The organism is Desulfomonilaceae bacterium (genome assembly GCA_041662605.1).
Taxonomy (GTDB): domain Bacteria; phylum Desulfobacterota; class Desulfomonilia; order Desulfomonilales; family Desulfomonilaceae; genus CAJBEZ01.
On record JBAZSD010000001.1, the window covers coordinates 207,712 to 224,721 of the forward strand.

Here is a 17,010-nt window from a genome sequence, read left to right on the forward strand (position 1 = left end):
GCGCCTTAAACTAAGGATAAATCCCCTGGAAATGATCTTTGGTTTATGAAACGACGAAATTATATGGTGGCCAAGGGCCGCTTAGTAACATTCTGCCAGTAACCAGAGCCCTAATCTCCCGAAATTTGAGTGTGAATTCTTGAATCAGATCTTTCTTTACGAGAAAATAGATCGATATCAGAGTAAGGTTCTTACGATTCTGGATCTCAGGTAGAGTCGTAGCTTCACTTTTAAGCTTTATAAAAAGGCCTTCAAATTGGCTAACGCATAAATCCGAAAATTCTTTTGTCTGATCTTGAATCCAAAACGCAGTGGAGTAAAACGCTTTTCTACTTTTCAGATATGACATCCCGGGATTTAGACTATCAGAGGGTGGCGTAAATACGCGATTGTTCAGCGGATTGTCTTGAACCGGTTTGGCTTTTACCAGTCTTATCCCTAGCTCGACCACCCCATCCAAAGTTGAAAGTAACTTTTTATAATGAGCGTCTTTATCTTTAAGCATAGTCAAGACCTCTTCTTCACTATTCAAAAGAGTCTTGAATCTGAATGGTATTATCGCCGTTCGGTTGAACAAGGTTTCTATCACTCTGTGATAGGTGATCATAGAATTAACATCGAAAGGTGTTTCCAAACCGTCAAAACGAGAAACCGCCGCAAACAGACCTGAACAGCTCAGGAACACGATCCGCTGCTCACCAACTCCAACAAGCGGCGCCTCTTCCTCAATATTTGTTGAATTCAAGACGCAGTATAGGAGCCACTTCATCAACTATACTCCCATTCCAGACTGGGAACAAACGAATACGGAGGCCATGGACCGGAAACCCGCAAAAAAATTCCATTAGGTGAAAAATTAGCGTTAATTTTGTTGAGTATCGACATGAATTCGTCAGTTCTAGCCGTTTCAAGCAGAAAGGCCCAGTTTGCAACCATTCGCTGGCCTTCTTCACTTGAATCATCTATGATTATTTTCCGCTTCCGCGCGTTGTGCGAAATATTTGATAGTTGTGTCGATGAGTCGACCAAAATACTTCTGAGCTGATCTGCAACATTTCTTTCTATTTCTGAATTTAGTTGCTTTTCCTTAAAATAACGGGCTCCTTCACTGAGTTCGGCCAGTTGTTGAACCTGCGCTTCAAATTCAGTCTCCATGAGAAGCTGTTTTGTTAGTAAGCTATCCCAGTAAACTTTTACGCCCCACTCGCTCTTGTCCGATATCAACTCGAGGAATTCCGTAATTTCCGCATGATTACTCTGGACAAATTTTTCCAGATTATCTCTACTGGAGAAGAGTACGCCGAATTGAGCAGGCAGGATTGGGCTGAACTCCAGTATTTTCTCAATAGCGTACTGATGTTTTACCGCTCGGGGAGTTACCCATTCTATGTCTTGCAAGCGAATTTCCGCTTCTTCTCCGACAAACTCAGACATCGGAACATAGGACACAACAGCGTTGACGGTTGACAGCTCTTCCTGAATAACTATGTGGTCATGCTCAATCCCGTCGATTTCAAGATCTCCCGGTAAGGTCCCTTTCGGCACAAAACCGAACACATATAGGGCCGATCCCATTAGGAATTCTCTTTTCTTGGGAAAAACTATACAGGCAGGTCGGCTATTCGAGCAAAACCTGCCTGTTGAGTTTCCTAAACTAAGTAATTCAATTTACTAAGAGGCAGCCTCGTCAATGGCTTGATCAAGGTCTTTTTCCGTCACTTCGACTTTCACAGGCTTGTCGGGGTCTTGTCTGATATTCTCAACAGCCCGCCTCACAGCCTTAAGAGCGGCCTGATTGCATACTCCAGCTATATCCGCACCCGCAAAACCCTCTGTCTTCGCAGCCAGGGACTTAATGTCCACCTTCTTGACAAGAGGCTTATTCTTGAGATGAACAGCGAAAATTTCCTCGCGATCTTTTTGCTCAGGTACCAGGATTTCAAAATGTTCATCAAACCTGCCTGCCCTAAGCGCAGCAGGGTCAAGCATATCCGCCCGATTTGTCGCTGCTAGAACCAGCACTCCCTTGAGTTCTTCGATCCCGTCCAACTCAGCCAGGAATTGGCTCAGGACCCTTTCGGACACATGGGAATCTGAGGCGCTGCCTCCGCGTGCCGGAACCAACGCGTCAATTTCATCAAAAAAGATTATACAGGGTGAAGCCTGCCGAGCTTTTTTAAAAACCTCTCGAACCCCCTTTTCCGACTCACCGACATACTTGGAAATAAGAGCCGGCCCTTTCACCGATATGAAGTTAACACGACTCTCATTAGCTATAGCCTTTGCTATAAGTGTCTTTCCACATCCAGGAGGTCCGGATATCAGAATCCCTTTAGGAGGTTTTACTCCCGCCTGGGCAAAAATCTCCGGGTACTTCAATGGCCATTCGACCGCTTCAATCAGCCTTGCCTTAAGGTCTGAATGGCCTCCGACATCTTCCCATTTCACATCAGGAATTTCGACAAAGACCTCACGAATTGCTGATGGCTCAACATCCTTCAAGGCGGTCATAAAATCGTCCATGAGGACTTCCAGCCGTGCCAATCGCTCGTAAGGAATTCCTGCCATAGTGAAATCAATGTCAGGCATGAGCCGTCGAAGGCAGATCATCGCGGCCTCTCTGCAGAGAGCTTCTAAATCAGCTCCCACGAAGCCATGTGTGATCTCAGCCAGATGATGCATGTCTACATCGGCGGCAAGAGGCATTCCTCTGCTATGAATCTCAAGAATTTCCTCTCGACCGTTTCTATCCGGGATAGGAATGGCTATTTCCCTGTCAAATCTGCCTGGTCTTCTCAGAGCGGGATCAAGGGCGTTTGGAATGTTGGTAGCCGCTATTACAATAAGATTCTGCCTTTTGTTTAGCCCATCCATCAAAGCCAGCAATTGAGCTACCACCCGCTTCTCAACATCTCCGACCACTTTTTCTCTTTGTGGAGCTATAGCGTCAATTTCATCAAGGAAAACAATACTCGGTCCCTGGGCCGAGGCATCCGCGAAAATTTTTCTGAGATGGGCTTCACTCTCGCCATAAAACTTATGAATTATCTCAGGACCACTGACTGAAAAGAATTTGGCGTCCGTCTCATTCGCAATGCTACGGGCTATGAGTGTCTTGCCGCAACCAGGAGGTCCATGAAGGAGCACACCCTTAGGGGCGTCAATGCCGAGCCTCTCAAAAACCTCGGGGTATCGTAGAGGCAACTCAATCATTTCCCTGATCCGATGAACCTGGGGTTTAAGTCCTCCTATGTCCTCATAGGAAAGAGTCATACCGGCTTTGGCTTCCGCAGATTTGCCCACTAAAAGCTGTGTAGTGGGATTAACCAGTACCGGCTCTTTGGGCGAGACGCTCTCAACTGTAAAATCAGCGGAACGGCTCCCAAACAATGTAGCTTTTATAAGATCGCCTTCCATTACGGGGAGGCCGTCTAACAGACTTCCTATGTATTCGAGATCTCGTTCCGAAGGCTTCACATTAACTGGTGAAAGAACTACGCGGTCCGCAGGCCTACACACAATCTTCCTGACAGAGACGGTCTCGTCGAGTCCAGCCCGAGCGTTTTGTCGTGAAACACCATCAAGTTGAATTCTTGATTGGCCTCTCAAGTCCTTGTACGCGGGCATGGCCTTACAGGCGGTTCTTCTTTTACCGATAACTTCTACAACGTCTCCGATGTTTGCGCCGATTTTAGCTAGATCCTCGGGGTCCATCCTGGCGTAGGCCCGACCCATGTCCTTGCTTAAAGCCTCAACTATTTTCAACTTTATAGGTTGATCAGCATTTTTTCCCATTTTGAAACTCCGAGACTAACTGGGGAATTTTATTTCAAGCATTCCATTGTTGCATGATAGTTTCATCTTTTTCTTGTCACAAACCCTTGGCAACAAAAGCTCTTTGTAATATTTCTTGTCACCCTTGACCGCGGAAAAAGTCAGCACGTCATCTTTGAGATCGATCTTGACATCCTTAGGACCTATGCCCGGGGTTTCCGCTACCACGAGTATGTGGTCATCTTCTTCAAACACGTCTACAAGAGGCTCGCGCACCTCGTGCACCAAGGTTCGCCCAGAATCTTTATCTTTGGTAACATTTCCGAATGGTTCTACTTTGATTTGATCCGAACCTTGCTTGTCGAGACCAAATTTAACATTGAATCCGTAAACAGCTTTGATTTCCTTGTCGCCCTGGAGGTTCGGGATTTCACCGCTCGCCTTCAGTTCCTTACCTTTTTCAGCCAGATCGGCCAGTTTTTGGACAAGGTCCGACAAGCCGCCCAGTATGCCGCCAACGTTGGACCCTATTGTGTCTTCTCGAGTCGTCTTCTTCGCCATTATTCTTCCTCCGAATAAAGCCTGATACCGTATTGTTTGATTTTTGAGTGGATTGTTTTGTAATCGATTTGCAACAAACGCGCCGCCTTAGCCTTATTACCTCCGGTTCTTCGTAAAACCTTGGCTAAGACTCGACTCTCGACATCGGCTGTGGCCTTCTGGACAATCTCCTTTAACGAAAGCCCATCCCATGGGGTATCTTCTTCAAGGCCCCCATTGATCTCTGGTCCGGTCTCTTCCGAATCCAAAACCAGGCTTTCCGGGCTGACCCAATCTTCAGATTGAAGGACAGCTCTTCTGATAGCCGCTTTCAACTGCCTGACATTACCTGGCCATGGATAACTCCTTATAAGATCCAGGGCCGAATTTGAAAACCCTCTGACATTTTTGTTCAATTCCTCGTTAGTAGCCATACGAAATAGGTCCGCAAGATAAACGATATCCTCCTTCCTGTCCCTGATTGGCGGGATGACTATCGTGAACTCGCTGAGTCTGTAAAACAGGTCCCGACTGAAGCGCCCTAGCGCCACCTCGGTGTTTAGATCTTTGTTTGTAGCAATTATCAGCCTAACATCCATGTGTTTCGGCTGTCGCCCCCCTACTCGAAAGAAAGTCTTCTCCTGAATGGCGCGTAGTAGTTTCGTCTGGCAACTCAAAGGCATGTTAGTGATTTCATCTAGGAACAAAGACCCTCCATGGGCCATCTCGAATTTTCCAGTCCTGTTAGCTACAGCGCCAGTGAAAGACCCTTTCTCGTGTCCAAAAACCTCCGACTCAAAAAGCGTCTCAGGAATAGCCCCACAATCGACCGGGACCATAAGTTTATTTGACCTTGCGCTGAATCGGTGTATAGCCTGGGCTACCAATTCCTTTCCTGATCCAGTCTCTCCCTGAATTACAACAGAAAAGTTTGAACTCGCCACCAGATTCAAGTCCGCTATAACTCGATCCATAGCAGAACTCGGTCCCATAATTTTCTTCAGCTCGTCTATTGATAGTTCAGACTTGCTATTTTCGTTGCGCTCTTTGCCCAGAACCGGTTTTTGTAACATCGCTTCCCTGATCTTTGCCAGCAAAGCGTTGTTATCCAAGGGCTTCGGCAAATAGTCATACGCTCCTTGCTTAATGGCTTCAACTGCGTCATGAACACCTGAATATGCGGTGATCATTAGAACCGGCAACGCTGGATTCAGCTTTCTTGCGCGTTTGAGAACCTCTATTCCATCCATTCCCGGCATTCTCACGTCCAACAGCACAATATCAGGCAGCCCCTGACGAATCATGTCCAGAGCCATTTCGCCATCATGAGCCACAAGAGCGGTGAAACCAGCCTTCTTCACGACACGGAACAAAATGTCGCAAAAATCTTTCTCGTCATCTACGATAAGGACCCTAGCCCCTGTAGGAACCATTTGTCCCATCCCCGCGTAGTAATTTCATAATATATGAAAGCATCGTTTCCTTTTATGATGAAGCCAATGGCTTCATGAGGGAAACCACATCAATATCAGGATCAAGCATTGGAATAACATTATGGAGAGAACCGACAAACAATATGCCTGTTTCCCCAAGTTCAAGGGTTCCATTGATCCTTTCTGCAATAAACGCGTCTCTTCGTCTCAGGATCTCTCCGCTTTGCATTTCAAGGTTGTCGCCCTTGATCGAATCCCCTGATGCGTCTAGAGTCCTCAAGGCCAGGTTATATTCCATCATCAGAAGTTCTGGAGATTCGGTCCCTACCGCTTTCGCTCCTTTCTCAATCAATCTCTTCAACAGCAAGTGGTTAAGGCTTCCGCTGGATGCAAGCTGCTCTATTATTTGGATTTCTCTGCCGTCTTCACAAACAGGTAATCCATCCTGATAAAGTTTTGTTTTCATATATGGGATGTCCAATTCTAGGACAACCTTCTCGAGATCGCTCCAAAAACGATTAATCAGTTCCTTTTTCCTTTTCCATGCCTGTAACCCCATTTTCTTCAGGTATGCGGACTTTACCGAATCGCCCAACTCACCCATGTCTGTCTCGGTGTGCACAATGGGCATCACAAAAAGTTTGCGAGACCTGGAATGATTATATTTGAGAGATGACAATCTGTATGGACTCCATTCAATTCATCAATATATGGAATCATTTCCATGGAAAAACTTCCATAGTTTTTTGTTCCTATATGATAGATAGAGGCTACTGCAGTAACAGAATAATTTGTAATCGACATGTTCCCTCAACTAATAATCATATTTCTGAGAAAATAAAGCCCCGGGGGGCAGCGTTTTGGATGGGACATGGTAACCCGGAGCTTTTCAAGGATTTGTAGCAGTACAAATTGTATGGAACTATTTAAAACTGATGAGCAATTTATGAGCCAACTATGAACGTAAGATCAATCTAAAGCTAATTCTTTTCAGGGAAAGGGAAAACGAGGACGATATATGAAAATCACAATATTGGGAAGTGGAACAGGCACTCCTCAACTGGCTAGAAACTCGTCAGGCCTGTACATCCAGTCTTCGGAAGTCAAAGCCATCGTAGACATGGGAGCTGGAACCCTCCGCCGCATGTGTGAATCGAAAATAGATTACAGAGAGATCGACCTGATAGCGTTAACCCATTTCCATCCTGACCACGTTACGGACTTTATATCATTTCTATTTGCCTCCAATTACGCGTACGGAGTGAAAAGAACGGGATTGATCAACGTGATAGGACCAGATGGATTAAAACAGGTTTATGAGAGACTGGTCGAAATTTTTGGTCACTGGGTCGTGCCAAGTGATAATCGCCTTAGGATGACTGAGATGTCAGCGGTAGAATTCGATATTTTTGAAATGGAAGGAATTAGAATTAAATCAGCGCCTTCGATCCATTCTTTCCCCTCTTTGTGTTACAGAATAGAAGCTGACAACGTTTCTTTGTCGATTTCTGGAGACACGGACTTTTCAGAAAATCTCGTCAACCTGGCTCGAGACTCGCACACGCTTATCTGCGAGTGTTCAATGCCTGATTCAATGAAAATTCCAGGGCACATGACTCCTTCGGAAGTTGGCGTATTGGCCACTCAGGCGTCAGTGAAGCAATTGATTTTGACCCATTTTTATCCTCCTTGTGATGAGGTTGATGTCCTTTCCGCTGCGAGGGCCAAATTCACCGGACCAATTTTGAAGGCTGAGGACTTGATGACGATAGAATTGGACGCCAATTTTTAGGACGGTTTTTGGACAACAATCATTACACACCGAAATTAGGAGATTTTTCAGCCTCTGATTGCGATTCGTCTGCGCCTGATATAGGATATGATCATGAAGGAATCCGGCCATCGTAAATTGAATAGAGGTGTCTTCACCCTATTCTTTCTGACCCCGATTGTTCTTATCCTGCAAATTCCTATAGGCATTCTGGGTGGAGTCTTAGGGGCTTATTTGGTCTACTCCCGACAGTTACCGGAAATTCCTGATCTGAACACATACCAACCGAAAACGGTGTCCACTTTTTACGCTGATGATGGAACGGTGATCGGGGTGTTTTTCAAGCAGAGACGGTTTGTGGTGGACCTAGATCAAATACCCAAGCATGTGGTAAACGCTTTTCTCGCTGCTGAGGACGCTCGTTTCTACGAGCATAATGGTGTGGACTGGCAGGGGATCTTAAGGGCTATGGGTCGAAACATCTCTGCCGGCAGGATTACTCAGGGTGGCAGCACCATAACCATGCAGGTCACCAGGAATTTTCTTTTAAGCAGGGAGCGAACCTTCTCTAGAAAATTTAAGGAGATTATCCTCGCTACGAGGATAGAGAAAACATGGGGAAAGGCTAAAATCCTTCATGTCTATCTTAATGAAATTTATCTGGGGGATGGTTGCTATGGAGTGGAAGCAGCGGCAAGAGACTATTTTGACAAGCCGGTTGAACACCTTTCCATAGCTGAGGCTGCTCTGATAGCCGGTCTGGTAGCGAGTCCCGCTCGTTTTGACCCCTTCAAGAATCCGGATCTCGCCAGGCACAGACAATTGACAGTTCTGGGACGTATGCTCAAGGCGGGATTCATCAATGAGGAACAATATAAAAAGGCTAAAGATGAGCCCTTGACCTTCAGAAAACAGATTGTTCGTCCTCTTGATCTGGCTCCCGATTTTACTGAAGTCGTTCGTCGTTACGTGATAAGAAAATATGGAGAAGACAAGCTATACAATGATGGCCTTAAGGTTTTCACTACCTGCCGTTTGGACTTTCAACGTCGCGCTGCTGAAGCTATGGACAAAGGCCTTGATGAAATAAAGAAACGTCAAAAAAACCTGGCTATCCTAAAAACAGTTCAACCTAATGAAATATCAGAACTACTCCAGAAACGGGGGACTCCAAATCTGATGGAAGGCAGAATCTATCAGGGAATAGTAGTGAAGACCGCTCCTGGGAAAAACAATGAAGTGACATTAGACATTGCTTTTAGTAAGAAGCTTAAGGGTCAGGTTAAGCTAAATAAATCGGCCGCAGCTATTTATAGGGTTGGGCAAGTCCTGGCGTTGCGTTTTTCCAAATATGACAGAGGGGTCCCTGAGTTCATTCCTGATGATGACCCAAAGTTGCAGGGCGCCCTAATCTGTATAGAGAACAATAATGGCAGTGTTAGAGCAATAATTGGGGGATCGTCTTCTGAACATTTTCAGTTCAACCGGGCCATCCAAGCCAAAAGGCAACCGGGAAGCTCTTTCAAACCGATCATTTATTCAGTCGCGTTGGAACAGAAGAGCTATAGCCCAGCTACGATAATCGTTGATGAACCTATAGTTGTTGATGTTGAAGGAGCGGATGAAGAATGGGAACCCAGGAATTCCAGTGGCAGTTTTCTGGGGCCTGTGAGTTTCCGAAGAGCCCTGGAACTGTCTAGAAATATTTGCACCATTAAGATTTTGATGGATGTCGGCCTTGGGCCAGTACTTGATATGGCTAACCGGATGGGAATAACTTCTCCTTTGGGCAGGAATCTTTCTTTGAGCCTGGGAACATCAGAGGTAACTTTATTCGAGTTAGCGTCGGCTTACACTGTTTTTCCCAACGGTGGAGTACACGTTGAGCCGATTTTTGTGAAACGTATTGAAGACAGGTTTGGGAATGTTCTTGAAGATCACAGCGAGGTCCCCGTTTTGGAATCGGATCCTCTGGTACCCACTCCGCGCGATGAATTTCGGGAATTGGTAAAAAACGCTGAACACAAAACGTCACAAGTGGCAGGAACTCCGGTTCAAGTCTTTGCCAAGACTGGAATGAATGGTGAACCGCAGCTTCGAAAGACGGCCGCCAGCGAGAATACGAATGATCTCGAAGAAGACGATCGGCTCACCGAACCGCCCCGGGTCAAGGCCGTCATGTCTCCTCAAACAGCCTATATAATGATCTCCTTGCTTCAGGGGGGTGTTCGTCAGGGCACAGGATCTCGACTTAGCCAGTATCTGAAACGCAAGGACATAGCGGGTAAAACCGGCACCACGAATAATGCGGAAGACACGTGGTTTATGGGCTTCAGTCCAGACTATACGACCGGGGTGTGGGTCGGATTCGATGAAAAACGTCCCCTCGGTCGAAGAGAAGAGGGCTCAAGGGCCGCCCTTCCAGTTTGGGGATATTTTATGAAAGAGATACTGCGTAACAGACCCGAGCGGGAATTCGTAATACCTCCGGAAATAATGTTTAAAGAATTTCTCACAGTGGTGAATGACCCTAAGGATGGGGCAACATTGAAACCCGTTAGAGAACCGATCTATGCTCCTTTCAACGGCTACACGCTTGTTTTATCACCGTTGGATTCTTTTGACACGCTTGCTGAATACGTCAAGTCACCGATGCCCCTTTATAGTGAAAGTGGAGGAATGACGCTTCCATCTGTCGACCCCGGTCAATTTCAGACTGGAGCGGCGCCTGCGACCTCCATGTATCCTCCCCAACCAGCGCCCCCGGTCAGATGAACATAGCAGTCGCTCTCAGTGGAGGCGTTGACAGCGCTTGCGCTGCTTTATTGCTCCGAGACGCGGGGCACAGTGTGACTGGCTTGCACATGAAATTAATTGACCGAGATTCCGATTCATGGGATCAGGTCCGAGCCGTAGGGGACTCCATTGGTATCCCTGTTAAGTTGGTTGATCTGAGTGAGTCGTTTCAAAAACATGTGGTCGATTATTTTGTTTCAGAGTACAATTCCGGTCGCACACCCTCTCCGTGTCCTCGGTGTAACAGACAAATCAAAATGACTCTTCTAGCGGAACGAGCGCTTGAATTGGGCGCAGAGCGACTCTCCACAGGCCATTACGCCAGAATTGTCTCAAAAGATGACCGGTTCGCGCTTTTTAAAGGATCGGATAGTTCAAGGGATCAGTCCTACTTTTTGTTCATGCTGACTCAGAAAATACTGTCCAACTTGATTTTCCCCCTCGGTGGACTGACCAAAGTGGAGGTTCGAAGAATCGCCGAACTGAGGGGACTTCCCGTAAGTTCAACCGAAGATTCACAGGAGCTTTGTTTTGTTCCTGATAATACTTACGTCAAGTTCCTTTTGGAACAAGGCGCCGAGGCCAAACCTGGCCTAATTGTTGACGAGGACGGCAATGTCATTGGAAAACACCCGGGGATTATCTTCTTTACGGTCGGTCAGCGAAGAGGATTGGGGGTTTGCGGGCCTGAGCCTCTATATGTGCTCGCAATCAATCATGAAAGGCATGAGATTGTAGTAGGGAGGAAAAACCGGACACTGGTTTCAGGTATCGTAGTCGATCAGCTAAGTTTTGTATCCGGAAAGACTCCAGATTGGAATGATAGTTTCACAATAAAAGTGCGGTCGACTTCTAGAGAAGCGACGTGCAAAATTAGAGATACAGGCTCAGGTTCCTTAACAATTTCTTTCGACTCTCCGCAATCCGGGGTCGCGCCTGGTCAAGCAGCGGTTTTATATAAGGAAAATGAGGTGGTTGGAGGCGGCTGGATTTTGAGCGCAGTCAAGTTCTGACGGAACAGCGATTTTAGGATCGCTAATGGTAAAAAAGCACCGGAATGAAGAAAATTGGAGCCCGGTCGGTCTTGAGTATCGGGATAGGCCATGAATCATAAACAATTTTCGAATTTAGTAAATAAAGAAAGAAACCTTCAGCGGATAATCGCAAAAACCGTAGGGGACAAATCGGCCGTTGTCGCATTTTCCGGGGGAGTCGACTCAAGTCTCCTTTTAATGGAATCTGTAAACGCTCTGGGTGTTGATCGTGTAATAGCGGTTACTGCCAATTCCCCAACTTCTTCGCAGGATCAAGTACAGGAAGCCCAGGATTTTGCGCACGCGCTGGACGTTGAGCTAATCATTGCCGAAACCCCGGAATGCAGTTCCCCGGATTTCGCTGCAAATGGGCCGAAACGATGCTATCACTGTAAGAAAGTTCGTTATCAAACTATCAGCGCAACCCGGGGAATTCCCCTTGACGCTGTCTTGTTTGATGGCACAAACATTGATGATGATCCTTCAGATCGACCAGGATTCGCTGCTCTGATTGAGCTTGGAATTCATACCCCGCTACGTCAGGCTTCCCTGAAAAAAGATGAAATAAGGGCTTTATTAAAGGGCGCGGGGTTTCATAAAATGGCGATGAAATGCTCTCAACCCTGTTTGGCTACCCGAATTCCACAAGGGACCCCAATCACGTTAGAAGCTCTGGATCGTATTAGAGAGGGAGAGCAGCTATTTAAAAACCTTGGCTTCGGAATTTTTCGGCTACGAACTCACGGAAATTTGGCCAGAATTGTTTTTGACTTGGATGGATTTGAAAAGATTCTCAGCAACCGTCAATTGAGAAAAACAATTTCCGGAGAACTAAAAAAAATAGGATATAAGACTATCACTCTAGATTTGGAAGAATACGGCGCCTGAAAGATTTCGCAAAAAAAGCCCGGTTGTCGCGCCGGGCTTTATGAAGGGGATTAGGGAGAAGGGTGGTTGAGTCTAGCTTTTCGGGCCAAATCCCATCATTCCTTTGCCGGCGCCGCCACGCATACCGCGGCATCCGCCTGAACCGCAGAATCCTGCTCCTCGACCAGCCCAAACACCCATTTTCTCGCGCTGCTCAGGAGTTAGCAATGAACGAATCTTTGTGCCGAAAGCCCTGCCTTCATTTCGCATCTGATCCTGAATCGTCCATATTTCTTCTTTCTTTTTCTGGATGGCGGCCTCATCTTGCGGAGACTTGGTCGCTAACTCCATAAGCTCAATTCTTTTTTGAGCTTTCTGAGATCGCAGCGTTTCCTCTTTCTTGAGAAAGTCAGTTCTTAAAGAATTGATCTGTGCTTTTTGCTCTTTAGTAAGGCTATCAATTTGAGCTAGCCCCTGACCAAACCCCATTCCTTTGCCTCCTCCAAAACCAGGGCAATTTCCGCAAGGGCCAAAAGCAAAAGCCGAGGAAGCGATTAGCAGTGTCATTGCAGCAACTAGTCCGAGAGCTGTTCTTGAGTTTCTCATTTCACCAATTTCTCCTTTTCTCGTTTTCGATGATCATCAATTTCTCATCGATCATAATTCTAATACCGACTGGTTTAGAGAATCCCGCGCGAGAAAGTTTATTATTTTCTTTCCACCAAAAATAAGAAACGGACTCAAAAGTCCGTTTCTTGAATGATGCCTTACATTCCCGGTTCCTTGCATGGTCCTGAACCGGGGGGACCACAACCTCGATCTCCACTCGGCCCTAAACCCCTTCCCGAATGCCTCATTCTGCAGGTTCTGTGTTTTAGAAACTCCAAAAGGGCCATACGCTTTTCATTAGGAAGAGACGCCATGGTCTGGCTTATGCGTTCCAATATCTGACTTTCCAAAACGGCGCGAAGATTTATCATCTCGTGGATAGCGTCTTGAGCAGGTTTCAAATTGCCGGGATTTGAAGCTATAAGGTCAAGGACTTCGGCTCTTTTGCTCTGGAGTTCGCGCCTGGCCTTAATGATTCCCATCTTAGTTTCACCCGACCAGCTTTTCGAAATCTTCTTTACGTCTTCGGTCGATAGCGCCGGACACTCGGTCGACTCAATTGCTGTAAATTTTTTTTCATGCCACCAGTGGCGAGCAATCACCACACCAACAGAAGCATTAACCAATAGGGAAAACAGCAACAAACCTACAAAGAAAGCTCTTTTCATTGAGAGTTCTCCGCCATCCCGAAGTCAAGAGCTATATCCGAAAGAGATTCCGAGTTATCCTGGAGCAATGTATCCATCTTTGGGCTGGAGTCCTGCGCGCTAAGAGCTTCCGTCAGCGTCTTCCCTGCTTTGTCTCCAACTCCGACCGCCAGGACCGCTATCAAAGCCCATATCGGAACCTGCTTCAAGAGAGAAAATTTCCATGCGTCGCTGACAGAACTTGAGTCACCGGAAATTCGAGCCTTCACTTTGTCTGCGAGAGAATGATCGGCCAAAGAGAATTTCACGGTCGCTAATGAATCATTTAGGGACACCAATTCTTCGTAGACCCGAACACAATCAGCACATTCCGACATGTGATCCAGCAATTTACGTTGAGATGCCGAGTCTAATTCGCCATCCAATAATAAAGAAATCTCTTTTTGATATTCCATGTGCTTCATGGTCTGGCCCTCCAATATCTTATACCTGTAAACAAATCAGAACTCGCGAGAATCTTTTATCTTTCCACAAGTTTTATAATTTTTTTTCTGGCTCTAAATATGAGCGATTCCACCGATGAAACTGAAATATCCATCACGATCGCAATTTCTTCGTAACTCATGCTTTCCTGCGATTTCAGCAAAAGGGCGCTCCTTTGTCGTTCCGGTAATTTCTTCAATGCCTTTTCCATCGCGTGGAATTGCTGCTTAATGGATAACTGTGTCTCAGCGTCTTGAGTTTCCTGAGATAATGGATTTGACGAGAATTCGAGTTCCGGGTCATCTTCGTCCCGATCGCTAAAAAATTTGAAGGTTTTTCTTCTAAATGAACTCACAATATTAATACTTTGGTTTCGAGCGATCGTCAGTAACCACGTTTTAAACGTGGATTTCGATTCATCGAACTTTTCTATACTTTTGAAAGCCCTTAGGAAAGTCTCCTGAACGATATCCTCAGCCTCTTCATGGGAACCGGTGATCGATCTTGCGATACGGTAGACCAGATTAGTGTGTCGATACACCAGTTCTCCAAAATAAATCTCGGAGCCATTCTGAGATGCCTTTACTAATTCGTGGTCTGATAGTGATTCTAAACGTCCCATGCGATATATTTCGGATTTATGATCTCACAGATTTATTTAAAAAAACTGAGGGTTGGCCTTGTTCAGTCTTCCAGTTTATGTTTAGCGTCTAAACGCTCCTTCAAGGTTTTCTCAAACCCTCGGTCAGTCGGGTGATAGAATCTCGTCCCTTTCAGTTTCTCGGGCATGTGTTCCTGTTCTACCTCAGCGTTCGGAAAATCGTGGGCATATTTGTAGCCTTTTCCATATCCTATGGATTTCATGAAACTCGTTGGGGCGTTTCTAATGTGCAACGGTGTAGCCAAGGACCCGGACTTCTTTATTTCTCCTTTGACTGCTATGTAAGCTTCTTCCAGAGAATTGGATTTAGGCGCAAGCGCCAGGTAAACAACAGATTGCGCCAATGCTAGCGCACATTCAGGCAGGCCAATATAGCGGCAGGCCTGAAATGTCGCCACTGCCTGCTCAAGAGCTTGCGGCGCAGCCAGTCCCACGTCCTCGCTCGCAAACCTCACAAGTCGCCTGGCCACGTAAAGGGGATCTTCACCCGCTTCTATCATTCTGCCCATCCAGTATAATCCAGCGTCCGGGTCACTGTCCCGGAGAGATTTGTGGAGTGCGCTAATAAGATTGTAATGCTCTTCCCCTGACTTGTCATAAAGAAGACTCCTTTTTTGCGCCGCCTCCTCAATCGATTTCACATCGATATCTTGCTGATTGTTCAATAAGACTAAATTTGCAGCAGCGTCCAAGATGTTGAGACAGTTTCTGGCGTCACCTCCGGCGATTGAAACCAGCATATCAAGCGCCGACTTTTCGATGTTCAGGTCGTGCCGGCCCAACCCACGTTCCTGGTCCTTCAACGCCCTATCAACTATTGTTTCCAAATCCTCGGGTTTCAATTCGTCAAGCATGAAAACCCTCATTCTGGATAGCAACGCAGCGTTGACTTCGAAACTTGGATTTTCCGTGGTAGCCCCTATCAGTATGAGATTTCCTTTTTCGACGTGAGGCAAAAGGTAATCCTGTTGAGCCTTGTTGAATCTGTGGATTTCATCAAGGAAAAGAATGGTTTTTACACCCGAGATTCGAAGATCGTCCCTTGCCTTTGCAGCAACTTCTTTGACGTCCTTAACACCCACTGTAACCGCTGAAAAGTGATGAAAATTGGAACTGGATTTGTTGGCTATAATTTCAGCTAATGTAGTTTTCCCAACTCCGGGAGGCCCCCACAGTAACATCGAAAATAGTCTCCCGCCTTCCAGAGTCCTGGTCAAAACTTTACCAGGGCCCAACAAACGATCCTGACCAACAAATTCATCCGGGCTTCTCGGTCGCATTCGGTCGGCAAGCGGTCTTTCTTTCAACGTGTGATGATTGTTTTCAAACAGGTCCATTGCGCTTCTCTCTCGATTTTTCTAGGAGAGCCAATTGCTTCACTTAGTCATTTTCTTTGCGTTTTAGCCTATACGATTGTGGGGAGGTCATCAAGGTGTATCGGCCAGTTGCTCAGAATTAGTCTATTTCTCTAGATTTTGACTCAAAAACATGGTACTCAATGTTAACGTTTTACTGATAGGTCACGGCGGGGCGATCATGCGCAAGGTCGGATTGGTTTTTAAGAGTGGGCACGAACAGGCGTTAGCCTTGGCTGAACAAATTTCCCATCTTCTTGCCAAATTCGGGAAAGAAGCCCTGGTAGAAGATTCCTTTTCAGATTTGCCGAAAAGCTGGAATGTCCAACCAACGAGCAATATAGCAGGAGAGGCGGATCTAATCGTGGCGCTAGGAGGAGACGGCACAATCCTTAGAGTCGCCGCTTTGCTGAATGACAAACCAGTACCTGTACTGGGCGTTAATCTTGGACGAGTCGGGTTCCTTGCAGAAATATCGCCTGAAGAAGCTTGCTCTGAAATCCTTGCGGCCATTGAGGGCAAATCAATTTTGGCCAAACGTATGATGCTCGAGGCAACTCTGCCTGAAAACAACAAGGTCAGGGTCTTAAATGAAGTGGTAATCCACTGGAGTGGTGTGGCAAGGATCATTGACATTGTGTTGAAGTTAGGAGCAACTAGAGATATTGAACTTCGGGCTGACGGCGTAATCGTTGCGACGCCGGTAGGTTCCAGCGCCTACTCGTACGCGGCAAACGGACCTCTGGTGCATCCGGACGTGGAAGCTATGTTGATCACGCCAATATGCCCATACTCGGGGCTCTCCCGTCCGCTGCTCATACCGGCTGACCGAGCTGTCGAGTTAACGCTTGAAAGAGGGGAAACATTTAAAGTCACAATAGATGGACGTGTGTCTCGTGACTTAAAGTTGGGGGATGCAATTAAAATCAAGAAATCTTCGATTCCTTTTGTAATAGTTAAATCAAGGACCCGGGGATATTTCGAGGCGCTTGAAGCAAAACTGGGTATTGTCAGATAATTTTGGGCTGAAACTCGTAACT

16 protein-coding genes are annotated in these 17,010 nt (G+C 46.3%); 5 read left to right on the forward strand and 11 right to left on the reverse strand.

Features of this window, described 5'->3' with window-relative positions:
• Positions 1-43: 43 nt before the first annotated feature.
• The 6 genes from WC647_00840 to WC647_00865 form a co-directional block, all read right to left on the reverse strand.
• On the reverse strand, positions 44-769 hold the full coding sequence (locus WC647_00840; protein ID MFA6220837.1) for a GvpL/GvpF family gas vesicle protein: 726 nt from the start codon (positions 767-769) through the stop codon (positions 44-46).
• Positions 769-1,575 (reverse strand): GvpL/GvpF family gas vesicle protein, encoded by an 807-nt coding sequence (locus WC647_00845; GenBank protein ID MFA6220838.1) that lies wholly within the window; start codon positions 1,573-1,575, stop codon positions 769-771. Before WC647_00845 ends, WC647_00840 begins: the two co-directional genes overlap by 1 nt.
• Before the next feature lie 96 nt (positions 1,576-1,671).
• Positions 1,672-3,795: a CDC48 family AAA ATPase gene (locus WC647_00850; GenBank protein MFA6220839.1), complete on the reverse strand. Its 2,124-nt coding sequence runs from the start codon at positions 3,793-3,795 to the stop codon at positions 1,672-1,674.
• 15 nt (positions 3,796-3,810) lie between these two features.
• Complete coding sequence (locus WC647_00855) at positions 3,811-4,335, reverse strand: Hsp20/alpha crystallin family protein (protein ID MFA6220840.1); 525 nt, start codon at positions 4,333-4,335, stop codon at positions 3,811-3,813.
• The gene (locus tag WC647_00860; protein ID MFA6220841.1) at positions 4,335-5,747 is read right to left on the reverse strand and encodes a sigma-54 dependent transcriptional regulator; all 1,413 of its coding nucleotides are present in this window, start codon (positions 5,745-5,747) and stop codon (positions 4,335-4,337) included. Before WC647_00860 ends, WC647_00855 begins: the two co-directional genes overlap by 1 nt.
• A 52-nt stretch (positions 5,748-5,799) precedes the next feature.
• On the reverse strand, positions 5,800-6,426 hold the full coding sequence (locus WC647_00865; GenBank protein MFA6220842.1) for a hypothetical protein: 627 nt from the start codon (positions 6,424-6,426) through the stop codon (positions 5,800-5,802).
• A 339-nt stretch (positions 6,427-6,765) separates the two neighbouring features.
• Between WC647_00865 and WC647_00870 the strand changes: the two genes are divergently transcribed.
• From WC647_00870 to WC647_00885, 4 genes are all read left to right on the forward strand, one after another.
• Positions 6,766-7,539, forward strand: a complete 774-nt coding sequence (locus WC647_00870; GenBank protein ID MFA6220843.1) for an MBL fold metallo-hydrolase — start codon at positions 6,766-6,768, stop codon at positions 7,537-7,539.
• 93 nt (positions 7,540-7,632) lie between these two features.
• Complete coding sequence (locus tag WC647_00875) at positions 7,633-10,293, forward strand: transglycosylase domain-containing protein (GenBank protein ID MFA6220844.1); 2,661 nt, start codon at positions 7,633-7,635, stop codon at positions 10,291-10,293.
• The gene (gene mnmA, locus WC647_00880) at positions 10,290-11,327 is read left to right on the forward strand and encodes a tRNA 2-thiouridine(34) synthase MnmA (GenBank protein ID MFA6220845.1); all 1,038 of its coding nucleotides are present in this window, start codon (positions 10,290-10,292) and stop codon (positions 11,325-11,327) included. Before WC647_00875 ends, mnmA begins: the two co-directional genes overlap by 4 nt.
• Before the next feature lie 90 nt (positions 11,328-11,417).
• A complete protein-coding gene (locus WC647_00885; protein ID MFA6220846.1) occupies positions 11,418-12,236 on the forward strand; it encodes an ATP-dependent sacrificial sulfur transferase LarE in 819 nt (272 codons plus the stop codon).
• Positions 12,237-12,308: 72 nt separating this feature from the next.
• Here the strand turns inward: WC647_00885 and WC647_00890 are convergent, their stop codons facing one another.
• The 5 genes from WC647_00890 to WC647_00910 all read right to left on the reverse strand — a co-directional run bounded on the left by WC647_00890 (position 12,309) and on the right by WC647_00910 (position 15,952).
• Complete coding sequence (locus WC647_00890; protein ID MFA6220847.1) at positions 12,309-12,821, reverse strand: Spy/CpxP family protein refolding chaperone; 513 nt, start codon at positions 12,819-12,821, stop codon at positions 12,309-12,311.
• A 161-nt stretch (positions 12,822-12,982) separates the two neighbouring features.
• Positions 12,983-13,492 carry a hypothetical protein gene (locus WC647_00895; protein ID MFA6220848.1) on the reverse strand — a complete coding sequence of 170 codons (510 nt, stop codon included), beginning with the start codon at positions 13,490-13,492 and terminating at the stop codon, positions 12,983-12,985.
• Entirely contained in the window at positions 13,489-13,935 is a 447-nt protein-coding gene (locus WC647_00900) for a zf-HC2 domain-containing protein (protein MFA6220849.1), read from the reverse strand. Before WC647_00900 ends, WC647_00895 begins: the two co-directional genes overlap by 4 nt.
• A gap of 56 nt (positions 13,936-13,991) precedes the next feature.
• A complete protein-coding gene (locus WC647_00905) occupies positions 13,992-14,576 on the reverse strand; it encodes an RNA polymerase sigma factor (protein ID MFA6220850.1) in 585 nt (194 codons plus the stop codon).
• A 62-nt stretch (positions 14,577-14,638) separates the two neighbouring features.
• Positions 14,639-15,952 carry a replication-associated recombination protein A gene (locus WC647_00910; GenBank protein MFA6220851.1) on the reverse strand — a complete coding sequence of 438 codons (1,314 nt, stop codon included), beginning with the start codon at positions 15,950-15,952 and terminating at the stop codon, positions 14,639-14,641.
• A 199-nt stretch (positions 15,953-16,151) separates the two neighbouring features.
• On the opposite strand from WC647_00910, the gene WC647_00915 reads away from it, so the two are divergent.
• The gene (locus WC647_00915) at positions 16,152-16,988 is read left to right on the forward strand and encodes an NAD(+)/NADH kinase (protein ID MFA6220852.1); all 837 of its coding nucleotides are present in this window, start codon (positions 16,152-16,154) and stop codon (positions 16,986-16,988) included.
• Positions 16,989-17,010 lie beyond the last annotated feature (22 nt).

Coding starts and splice junctions, on each gene's coding strand:
- WC647_00840 (MFA6220837.1), bottom strand. CDS start 769: ATGAAGTGGCTCCTATACTGCGTCTTGAATTCAACAAATATTGAGGAA.
- WC647_00845 (MFA6220838.1), bottom strand. CDS start 1,575: ATGGGATCGGCCCTATATGTGTTCGGTTTTGTGCCGAAAGGGACCTTA.
- WC647_00850 (MFA6220839.1), bottom strand. CDS start 3,795: ATGGGAAAAAATGCTGATCAACCTATAAAGTTGAAAATAGTTGAGGCT.
- WC647_00855 (MFA6220840.1), bottom strand. CDS start 4,335: ATGGCGAAGAAGACGACTCGAGAAGACACAATAGGGTCCAACGTTGGC.
- WC647_00860 (MFA6220841.1), bottom strand. CDS start 5,747: ATGGTTCCTACAGGGGCTAGGGTCCTTATCGTAGATGACGAGAAAGAT.
- WC647_00870 (MFA6220843.1), top strand. CDS start 6,766: ATGAAAATCACAATATTGGGAAGTGGAACAGGCACTCCTCAACTGGCT.
- WC647_00875 (MFA6220844.1), top strand. CDS start 7,633: ATGAAGGAATCCGGCCATCGTAAATTGAATAGAGGTGTCTTCACCCTA.
- mnmA (MFA6220845.1), top strand. CDS start 10,290: ATGAACATAGCAGTCGCTCTCAGTGGAGGCGTTGACAGCGCTTGCGCT.
- WC647_00885 (MFA6220846.1), top strand. CDS start 11,418: ATGAATCATAAACAATTTTCGAATTTAGTAAATAAAGAAAGAAACCTT.
- WC647_00890 (MFA6220847.1), bottom strand. CDS start 12,821: ATGAGAAACTCAAGAACAGCTCTCGGACTAGTTGCTGCAATGACACTG.
- WC647_00895 (MFA6220848.1), bottom strand. CDS start 13,492: ATGAAAAGAGCTTTCTTTGTAGGTTTGTTGCTGTTTTCCCTATTGGTT.
- WC647_00900 (MFA6220849.1), bottom strand. CDS start 13,935: ATGAAGCACATGGAATATCAAAAAGAGATTTCTTTATTATTGGATGGC.
- WC647_00905 (MFA6220850.1), bottom strand. CDS start 14,576: ATGGGACGTTTAGAATCACTATCAGACCACGAATTAGTAAAGGCATCT.
- WC647_00910 (MFA6220851.1), bottom strand. CDS start 15,952: ATGGACCTGTTTGAAAACAATCATCACACGTTGAAAGAAAGACCGCTT.
- WC647_00915 (MFA6220852.1), top strand. CDS start 16,152: ATGCGCAAGGTCGGATTGGTTTTTAAGAGTGGGCACGAACAGGCGTTA.